The sequence below is a fragment of the Desulfonatronospira sp. MSAO_Bac3 genome (genome assembly GCF_003838035.1).
GTDB classification, from domain to species: domain Bacteria; phylum Desulfobacterota; class Desulfovibrionia; order Desulfovibrionales; family Desulfonatronovibrionaceae; genus Desulfonatronospira; species Desulfonatronospira thiodismutans.
In genome coordinates this window covers 1-9,379 of the sequence record NZ_QYZY01000191.1, presented here as the reverse complement: position 1 = coordinate 9,379, position 9,379 = coordinate 1, and the positions used below count along the sequence as shown (strand labels likewise).

Genomic DNA, 9,379 nt, shown 5'->3' with positions numbered 1-9,379 from the left:
CCTGAGTCGGGTCCAAACTCACCCACCAAGTGTCTCCCCGCATGATGACGGGTTCGGTCATTCCTCGATCCCGTCCTCAAATGCCTGCCATTCATCAATCTCTTGCTCTAAAACTGTGTCCCTATTGGCTGCACGGCAGGCATCCGCCAGCGAGCTGTCATGTTTCGCTAATTCTTGCTCCAGCAATCGTGTAACAAGACGGGATCGCTGACGGGGAGGTACTGACGCCTGGAATCGGCGAGCAATCTCATCTGGTATGGATAAAGTTATTCGCATAGATTATCTGTATGTTTTATGATTTATGATGTCAAGCAGACTTATTCATGATCAAGGTTTAAATTGCAGGTAACCATTCAGAGGGTCTTCGGTGGTGATTACTGGACGATTGAGGCATCCCCTGAATGGTTACAATTAGCAGAGTCCCGCAAGGAAGGTACCGGCTTTTCTCGACCATGACATAAAGACAGAGGTAACCATTCAGGGGGACCTCGGTGTTGGCTGATGGCACAAGGCCAGGGGACTGTCCCCGCTAAGTGATGATTATGATGCTTCACAAAACTTCGCGTCTGTACTTTTCAGTTGTGCAGTGAAAGTGTCGCGGGGACTGTCCCCCTGGCCGGTATCTGCCCCCTGAATGGTTACAGACAGAGGGGTTGGATTCTGCGGCTACAGGATATGCCTGCAACAGCTCATATTTCTTCCACTCTTACAACCCTTTGAGCTTATTGCCGAGGCAATAATGTCCACTGTCTCCTGCACAGCCTGATCAACACAGGGACTCATAATATCCGTGAACTCGTCAATCCTCTCCACTTCTATCAGAAATATCCTTAGTTCCCCGGGCATTTCATCCGGAAACAGCTGATAAGCGGTCTTGAGAGTCGCTCCAAGGGTTATGGCGTGGGAACTGGCCAGGCTTTTGGATGAAAAGATGTCCTCGATCCTTACTTCCATAACTGTACCCGGCTTGTTTCCCAGCCTGCATGCGTCAACAATAAATGCCCGATCATAACTCATAAGCCTGTCCATGACCTCGAAGCCCACGGTGTAAAGCTCCTGGGTATCAACGGAAAGGCCCAGTTCAAAGACCCGCCGGGCCACCTCCAGCCCGGCCCGGTCGTCCTGCAGCAGAGGGTTGCCTATGCCCAGGACAATAGTTCTAAAATCATTCATGCTGTATGCCTTATTAAAAAAGTTGGCGCAGGTGGCCTTCCCCAGGACGCAGGTGTGCAGGGCGGGAAGACAGTCTTCCCGCCTTGTGACCCCATACTTAAAAGTTCTTCATTTGCTTGTACAGTTCACCGCTGTTTTTATAGATGTTGACCTCCACCGGCTGCTGCCCTCCGGTAACCGTATGCGTGGCGCAGGCCAGGCAAAGGTCATAAGGCCTGAAGGCCATTTCCACGTGGTTCAGAAGGGCCTCGCTTACATTTCCATCCTGAATAAAATGCCGGGCCGCGGTTTTTACGGCCAGGTTGATGGGTGCGTTGTTGTGGGTTGTGGACACAATAAGGTTGGCATTCTGAACAATCCCCTGGTCATCAGTGATATAATGATGGACCAGGGTGCCCCTGTTGGCTTCGAGAATACCTACCCCCTCACCGGTGCAGGACGATGGCTGGTTCCAGATATCGCTGCCGGTTATCTCCGGATCCCTGGACAGCTCCAGGCATTTTTCAGCGGCTGCCAGCACCTCGATTGCCCTGGCCCAGTGGTAAGCCTGGATATAATGCACGGGCCAGGCTCCAAAAGTATCGTGAAACTTCTCAAAATGCTCCTGGGCCAGCGGGGTGCTCATGGAATCCACCACGTTCATCCTGGCCAGGGGACCCACACAATATATATTGGTGTCCGGGCCGCTCTTTATCCCGTCCCAGCCTCCAAGTTTTTTGTTATAAGGAAACTTGAGATAGGACCAGGGCAGGACCCGTTCGGAAATAAAATCAAGGTATTCTTTGCCGCGAAAAGTACCCACAACATTGCCTTGGGCGTCTATGGCCTTCTGGGTACCGTCATATAGAGCAAAGCGGTTCTGCTCATCAACGGTTGCCATGTTGCCCACTTCGACCCTGTACATTTCTCCTGTGACCAGTTCCATGTATTTGGGATTCTTGAGCACCACGTCATCAAAGACCTGGAGGGTCAGCTTGCCCAGTTCCACCAGTTCTTCAGCCCATTTTTCGATCTGGGCCCGCTCTTCTTCATTGATCCTCTTGGACCATCCTCCTGGCAGGGCCGCAACAGGATGATTGGGCTTGCCGCCCAGGAGTTCGAAAATTTTTACGGCCAGGCCGCGTTTCTGAAGAACAAGTTTCCCTGTTTCCGCACCTACAGCCTTGATAAGGCCCACCAGGTTGCGTTCTGCCGGGGATGCGTCCGGACCCACTACGAAATCCGGAAAACCAAGGGCATAAAGCACAGCAGTATGGTCTTCCACTGTATGAGCGCTGTAGAAGAGTTCCCTCAGTTTTCTGCCCGTAGAGGGCGGAGCGACGCCGTAGACATCATCCGAGGCCTTCATGGAACACAGGAAGTGCACCGCCCGGCAGACTCCGCACACCGTGGACACGGTCCTGGGCACCTCCTCAATGGGCATGCCCTGCAGAAACTTTTCATACCCGCGAAATTCCACTGTCTGGAAAAAGGCATCGTCAACATTGCCATTTTCATCCAGAAAAATGGCGATCTTGCCGTGCCCCTCCAGGCGGGTCATGGGATTGATCTCTATCTTTTTCACTTTGCTTTCTCCTTTGATTTGACCCCTGTTTAGACCCGGTGTCTTTTAATCAGGGCTGCTGATCCGCCCATATCACGCCTCCGGGACTAAGCTTTGTTTCCAGGGGTCAGTTTTTGATTGAGTATTCCACTTGAATAAGAGTAGCGGTAGCAGAACTTGGCCATATCGTTGAATTTGGCGATAAGCTTTTCTGCTGTCTGATCATCCTTGAGACTGGAGGCCACCATGGACACGCACCTGGCTCCATAATCCCTGACTCCGGGAATAGGTCCGCCACAGCCCCGGCAGGGAATATTAACATTAAGGCACGAGGCCTGGCAGTCCCCCTGAGTCACCGGACCGAAACAGATATAGCCCTGCTGGAGCAGGCACTTGTCTTCATCGGGCAGGCCTTCCACGGTCCTGTAAACCTCTCCTATGGGCAGTCTCTGCTGGTCATGCTCGGCCGGATTGCGCTTGCACACATCGCACACAGCCTTGCCCGAGGTCAGCCATGAGCCTTTGGGAGGCAGATTGCCCGAAACAACCGCCTGGATGAGCTGGAAAATAAAATCATGATGCGGAGGGCATCCGCCCACATAGTAGTCTACATCTACAAGCTGATCTATGGTGCTGACCCTTTTGGTGAATGCAGGCAGGGTCAGATCATACTTTCCTTCCCAGAGGCACTGCGGTTCAGGCAGTATCCCTTCTGGATTGTCCGTGCTGAAAGTGTCCTTATATGCCTGGTCAAACAGTTCTTTCTTGGAATGCATATCTCCCAGGGCGGCTATACCGCCCAGAGATGCACACGCCCCGAAGGCCACCAGGGTCTTGGATTTCTGGCGGAGCACCTTGACCGTGTGTTCGTTTTCGGTGTTGCGGACCATTCCGTCCACAAAGGCCAGATCAATGTACCCGTCCTCCATGGCTTCCAGGTCCTTGTATTTTACGTCGGCCACTGTGGGGGCCCAGAAAACCACCTCCAGGTGATCCAGGGCGTCCACCAGCCTTTCGGAAATATCAACCAGGGCCGTTTCACAGCCGGCGCATCCTCCTGCCAGCAGAAAACCGAACTTAATTTTATCAGCCATTTCATTTACCTCCCTTGACCGGATTGGGACCAAGCTCCTGAAGTTCCCGGGTGAATTCCTCCACCACTTCGGCAAAACGCTTGCCCTCGGCCCCGGAAATCCATTCCAGCCTGAAACGCTTGGGATCAAACCCTGCGTCCTCAATCATTTTCTTTAGTATGGTCATGCGGCGTGAAGTCTTGTAGTTGCCTTCCTTGTAATGGCAGTCGCCGTAGTGGCAACCCCCGATGAGCACGCCGTCGGCCCCCCTGGCCAGTGATTCCAGGACGTATTCCGGCTCCACGCTGCCCGAGCAGGGTACTCTGATGAGCTTGATGGTGGGTGGATATTTGCAGCGCAGATTGCCGGCCAGATCCGCCCCGGCATAGGTGCACCACTGGCAGGCAAATCCCACAATATTTGGACTGAAAGACATGAATTTATCCTCCTGGTTGTCATTTCTGGATTTTTCTCTTCTCGCTCTGAATCTCGGCTATGACTGCATCCCTGGGGGTCTGGCTGATGGCCGCCACATGAGAGGGATCAAAGCCCAGGGCCAGGGCCAGCACCTGGGTGTAGTAAAAAACCGGGATCGTAAAATCGATAACCCCGCGCTCCTTGAGTATGGGCTGAGACATGTCGAACTGCAGAAAGCAGGAGGAGCATGTGGTGACGATGAAATCGGGATCAATCTCTTCTTTTATGGACAAAATCTTGTCCGTGAAAAGACCCAGCGACTTTTCCACGTCAGTGGTGCGCATCCCGCCCATTCCGCAGCAGTATTCCAGCCGGCTGTAATGTGGGACCTCAGCGCCCAGGGCCTGGGTAAGTTCTTTTAGAATGGTGGGAAAGAAAGGATTTTTTTCTTTGACCTGGTAAACGTCCGAAGGCCACAGGACGTGACACCCAGGCTGGATGGCAGCTTTGAGGCCCTCAAGGGAATAGGTCAGGCCCTGCCTGATCCTGTCAGTTCCAACCTTTTCGTGCAGGACGTGAGAAACATGATACACTCCCGCTGACCCCTCGAACCTGCGCTCAATGGCCTGCAGCTTTTCATTGACCCGTTTTTTCCTCTCCGGGTTATCCTCAATAAAGTGCTTGGCTTCGCTCAGGACTCCGAAACAGCTGTTGCAGCCCGTCATGAGATCCAGCTCTTTTTCTTCGGCGAGGACAATGTTGCGAGAAGAAATAGCGCACCAGGTATCCATGTCAAAAGATGGAGCCGTTCCCCAGGCCGGGCAGCACGAAGCTCCCTGCAGGTCTTCAAGCTCCACGCCCAGGGCCGGAAAGACCTTGCGGAAGGACTGCTCGATGTCCGGGGCTTTAAAGGGGATGTTGCATCCCAGATACATTCCATATTTTTGCATTGCCGGCCTCCTTTAAAATATCCCCAGCTCGCCCATGGGGCTGTTATCCAGCAGGGTTTGAATCTCTTTTTGAGCTTTCTCGTTGTATGCCGAGGTAGGCGCTTCCGGGGGCAGTCCCACCTTTGCCCTCAGTTCCCGGGCATCGGTAAAGACTGCATGCCCGTATGCGTGCAGGTTCATCTGGCTGGTAATGGCCGATGTGGAAAAGGCCAGGTCATTGGCCTGGTAACGCCGGAAGGCGAAAACCACTTCCTGGGGCCTGACCCCCTGGGGGCAGACTTCCGTACACCTGTTGCAGGCCTGGCAGCCCCAGGATGAACTATCCTCGATAATCTCCTCCAGTTGTCCGTCCAGGATTTTCTTTATGAGCATCCTGCACAGTACCGGAAAACCGGCCTTGACCCCCGGACAGACAGCGGAGCATGCCCCGCACTGGACGCACCTGAGAAGACCGTGCCCTCCCAGGTCCATGATGGTCTTGACCCCTTCCGAGATCTTGTCACTTTCAAGTTTTATATACTCAGACATTTTATTCCTCCTAAACGGTTAGGGCTTCTATCTGCGCGTATATCTGCTCCTCTTCGTATCCATGCAGTACTATTGCTGCGGAAGGACAGGCAGTGGTGCATACGCCGCATCCCTTGCACGCAGTCATGTCGATCTCCGCCCGGGGATGATCGTCCACCATTTTCATGGTGATGGCGTCATAAGGGCAAAGCGGCACGCAGATGCCGCATCCGCTGCATTTTTCCGTGTGCACCTCGGATATGATGGGTTCAATCTTGACCTTGCCCTGGGCCAGGGGGACCGCAGCTGTGGCGGCTGCACCCTTGGCCTGGGATACTGAATCGGGAATGTCTTTGGGTCCCTGGCAGCAACCGGCCAGGAAAAGGCCTTCAACGGATGTTTCCACCGGACCCAGCTTGGGATGCAGCTCCCGGTAGAAGTGAGAGCCGCAGAACTGCAGACCCGTGGCATGGGCCAGTTTCTTGGCCGTTTCCGGTATTTCAATTGCCGTGGCCAGGACCACCAGGTCGGATTGGTACTCCACCGGCACGCAGCCTTCCATGTCGTAGGCCAAAACCCTGAGCCTGTCTTCAGGCAGGACTTCCAGTCCCCCTACCTTGCCTTTGAGTATATTTATGCCCATTTTGCGCGCACCGGTGTAGTATTCGTCGTATTCCTTTCCCGCTGCCCGGACATCAATGAAATGCATGTAGATATTTAAATCCGGGTACTTCTCCTTCAGGAGCCTGGCCTGCTTGACCATGTACATGCAGCAGACCCTGGAGCAGTAGGTATGAAACTTTTCATCCCTGGAGCCCATACAGGAAACAAAAGTGATGGTCTCCGGGACTTTGTTGGCTGTGGAGGGCATGTAGAGTTTGCCCCCTGTTGGACCGGTGGCTGAGATGAGCCTCTCCAGCTGTAGTGCGGTAATGACGTTGGGCGAGTCCGGAGCCATTTCCTTGAACCACTTTTTGTCCATGACCTGAAAACCCGTGGCCACCACAATACTGCCCACCTTGACCTCTTCAATGCTCCCCTGGGGGTCAAGCTGCTGACTGCGGTCAATGGCATCCGCAGGACAGACTTTCTGACAGGGAGCAATCATGGGATTGCCTGTTTTTTTGCTGATCTTGGGTTCGCGTCCCAGCTTGTGTCCGGCGCAGTTGATGCAGCTTTCCACGTCAAGCACAGCCTTTTTGGGGACAGCCTGAGGAAAATGAATATAGATGGACGGGCGCTGATCCATGCCGTGATTGAATTCATTGGGCACCCGCACAGGACAAGAGGTGGCACAATCCCCGCAGCCCGTGCATTTCTTCCAGTCTACATAGGACTGCTTGCGGCGGACCTTGACTGTAAAATTGCCGATGAAGCCCTCCACATCTTCCACTTCACTGTAGGTCATGAGCTTGATGTTGGGGTGGTTGGCCACATCCACCATAAGCGGGGTGAGAATACAGGCCGAGCAGTCATTGGTAGGAAAAGTCTTGTCTAACTGGGCCATAATGCCGCCGATGGACGGATCCTTTTCCACCAGATAGGTGGTGTAGCCCATGTTGGCCAGTTCCAGGGCCGAGGAGATTCCGGACACTCCCCCGCCGATGACCATGGCCGCCGGGGTTACGTCCACGTACTTTTCTTCCAGGGGTTTCAGCCTGGAAGCCTTGCCCACCGCGCTGGCCAGCAGCCTCATGGCCTTGTTGGTGGCTTCTTCAGGGTTGTCTGGGTGGACCCAGCTGTCCTGGTCCCGGATATTGGCCATTTCAAAAAGGTACTTGTTCAGCCCTGCTGATTGCACCGCCGCCCTGAAAATGGGCTCATGGGTCCTGGGCGTGCAGGCGGCAACCACCACCCTGTCCACCAGTCCCTCCCGGATATCCTGTTTGATCAGTTCCTGCCCGGAATCGGAACACATGAACAGGTCTTTGCGGGCTACAGACACTTCCGGCAGGGTCTCGGCAAAGGCCCTAACTGTTTCAATGTCAATGACTCCGGCGATGTTCGTGCCGCAATAGCACACATATACGCCAACTTTTGCCATGGTCTACCCCCTTGATTAAATAATACTTCCACTGGTTAAACCGTTCATAATACCTTGAGGGACAATTAAGCCGCAATAAGACCAGCTGATTATCCCGGCCCAAGATTTTATGCTGCAGAACCTCCTTTATGCTACGAAACTGTTTTGCGTAACACGAGAATTTCATTGAGCTTTTAAGTCGACACTTGCTTCTTTCGTGAAAAAAAGTCCAATACATAATTTTAATGCAGCCACAACAAATGAATTACGGTTTTCAATAGAAAAAGGAGGATGAGGCAGGGGTAGCCATTCAGGGGGGCTCGGTGGTGATTACTGGCACCAGACCAGGGGACTGTCCCGCACTTATTTTTCCAACGCCAACAGCTGAAAATGTTTCATCAAAAAAATAAGTGCGGGACAGATACAAGAGATTGGAAACAGCTAATTTTTCTTGCCGAAAGTAACCATCTCAACCTTTGATCTTGCAAAGCCAAAGTTTTGGATTTAATTTAAGACCTGAAAATGGCAGGTCATTTGCCAGTCAACCACAGGAGACTTTTATCATGGCCCGTTTTTTTAACAATGCCGGTCCTGTCAAGCCTGAAATCCACTATACCATTGATCCTCTGCAGCGGGTGGATTGGGAGGAGATTTCCGGTTACATTGATCAGCAGCGCTACTTTGTTCTGCATGCACCCAGGCAGACCGGCAAGACCAGCACCCTGCTGGCCATGATGAAGGCTATCAATGAAAAGGGCCGCTACCATTGTGCCTATGCCAATATTGAAGGGGCCCAGGCAGCCAGAGGTGACGAGACCAAAGGCATTCCGGCGGTTTGCGATGCTCTGGCAGACTCTGTGGAGCTCTATACCGACCACGCTGACCTTAAATCCTGGTATAGAAGCAATAAACAGGAAATTTCCCCTCAACACCTGCTAGCTTCTGTTCTTAGACAGTGGGCCATCATTTCCTCCAGGCCTGTAGTCCTCCTGCTGGATGAAGTGGATGCCCTCGTAGGAGACACCCTCATATCTCTTCTACGTCAGATCCGCTCCGGTTATGCCCAGCGACCCGAGGCTTTTCCCCAGAGCATAATTCTCTGCGGAGTCAGGGATGTGCGCGATTATCGCATCCATCAGGCAGGCGGGGAAATCATCACTGGCGGCAGTGCCTTTAATATTAAATCCGCATCTATTCGCATGGCCAATTTCACCATGGAAGAGGACCAGGACCTATGGCTGCAGCACACAGAAGAGACCGGCCAGGCGTTTGAAGAAGATATCTTTCCAGAACTGTGGGAGGATACCAGGGGCCAGCCCTGGTTAGTGAATGCTCTTGGCCATGAAGTGACCTGGAAAATCACGGCCTCCAGGGACCGGACCAGAAAAATCATCCTGAACGATTATCTGCAGGCCCGGGAAAATCTGATTCTATCCAGGGCCACCCATCTGGACCAGCTGGCGGACAAGCTGCGCGAGCCCCGGGTGCACGGGGTAATTGCCCCTTTGCTGGCGGGTGAGGAAACCTTATTGCAAGTTCCGGATGACGATCTGCAGTATGTGAAGGACCTGGGGCTTATCAATCTTCGTCCCAGTCTACACATATCCAACCGCATCTACAGGGAGGTCATCCCCAGAGAACTTACCTGGCCGGTGCAGACCATGATCAGCAACCAGGAAACAGTCTGGTATGT

Annotated in this window: 8 protein-coding genes; 1 reads left to right on the top strand and 7 read right to left on the bottom strand. The window is 53.2% G+C overall.

The features are described 5' to 3' along the window. Positions 1–666: 666 nt before the first annotated feature. From D5S03_RS06700 to D5S03_RS06670, 7 genes are all read right to left on the bottom strand, one after another. Positions 667–1,173, bottom strand: coding sequence for a hydrogenase maturation protease (locus tag D5S03_RS06700; RefSeq protein WP_287043104.1), 507 nt, complete (start codon positions 1,171–1,173; stop codon positions 667–669). A gap of 97 nt (positions 1,174–1,270) precedes the next feature. Next, entirely contained in the window at positions 1,271–2,737 is a 1,467-nt protein-coding gene (locus D5S03_RS06695) for a Ni/Fe hydrogenase subunit alpha (protein WP_008869690.1), read from the bottom strand. A gap of 86 nt (positions 2,738–2,823) precedes the next feature. Next, positions 2,824–3,810 (bottom strand): NADH-quinone oxidoreductase subunit B family protein, encoded by a 987-nt coding sequence (locus D5S03_RS06690; protein WP_008869691.1) that lies wholly within the window; start codon positions 3,808–3,810, stop codon positions 2,824–2,826. Between the two features lies 1 nt (position 3,811). Then, positions 3,812–4,225, bottom strand: a complete 414-nt coding sequence (locus D5S03_RS06685) for a hydrogenase iron-sulfur subunit (protein ID WP_008869692.1) — start codon at positions 4,223–4,225, stop codon at positions 3,812–3,814. A 19-nt stretch (positions 4,226–4,244) separates the two neighbouring features. Beyond that, positions 4,245–5,156 carry a CoB--CoM heterodisulfide reductase iron-sulfur subunit B family protein gene (locus D5S03_RS06680; protein WP_008869693.1) on the bottom strand — a complete coding sequence of 304 codons (912 nt, stop codon included), beginning with the start codon at positions 5,154–5,156 and terminating at the stop codon, positions 4,245–4,247. 12 nt (positions 5,157–5,168) lie between these two features. Continuing rightward, positions 5,169–5,684, bottom strand: a complete 516-nt coding sequence (locus D5S03_RS06675; RefSeq protein ID WP_008869694.1) for a 4Fe-4S dicluster domain-containing protein — start codon at positions 5,682–5,684, stop codon at positions 5,169–5,171. 10 nt (positions 5,685–5,694) lie between these two features. Then, complete coding sequence (locus D5S03_RS06670; protein ID WP_008869695.1) at positions 5,695–7,707, bottom strand: CoB--CoM heterodisulfide reductase iron-sulfur subunit A family protein; 2,013 nt, start codon at positions 7,705–7,707, stop codon at positions 5,695–5,697. Between the two features lie 542 nt (positions 7,708–8,249). Between D5S03_RS06670 and D5S03_RS06665 the strand changes: the two genes are divergently transcribed. Then, positions 8,250–9,379: AAA family ATPase (locus tag D5S03_RS06665; protein WP_287043100.1), on the top strand; the 1,130-nt coding region annotated here is incomplete at its 3' end.

Bases quoted from the DNA above. Each gene is read 5' to 3' on its own strand.
- D5S03_RS06690 (WP_008869691.1), bottom strand. From the start codon at position 3,810: ATGGCTGATAAAATTAAGTTCGGTTTTCTGCTGGCAGGAGGATGCGCC.
- D5S03_RS06680 (WP_008869693.1), bottom strand. From the start codon at position 5,156: ATGCAAAAATATGGAATGTATCTGGGATGCAACATCCCCTTTAAAGCC.
- D5S03_RS06675 (WP_008869694.1), bottom strand. From the start codon at position 5,684: ATGTCTGAGTATATAAAACTTGAAAGTGACAAGATCTCGGAAGGGGTC.
- D5S03_RS06700 (WP_287043104.1), bottom strand. From the start codon at position 1,173: ATGAATGATTTTAGAACTATTGTCCTGGGCATAGGCAACCCTCTGCTG.
- D5S03_RS06685 (WP_008869692.1), bottom strand. From the start codon at position 4,225: ATGTCTTTCAGTCCAAATATTGTGGGATTTGCCTGCCAGTGGTGCACC.
- D5S03_RS06670 (WP_008869695.1), bottom strand. From the start codon at position 7,707: ATGGCAAAAGTTGGCGTATATGTGTGCTATTGCGGCACGAACATCGCC.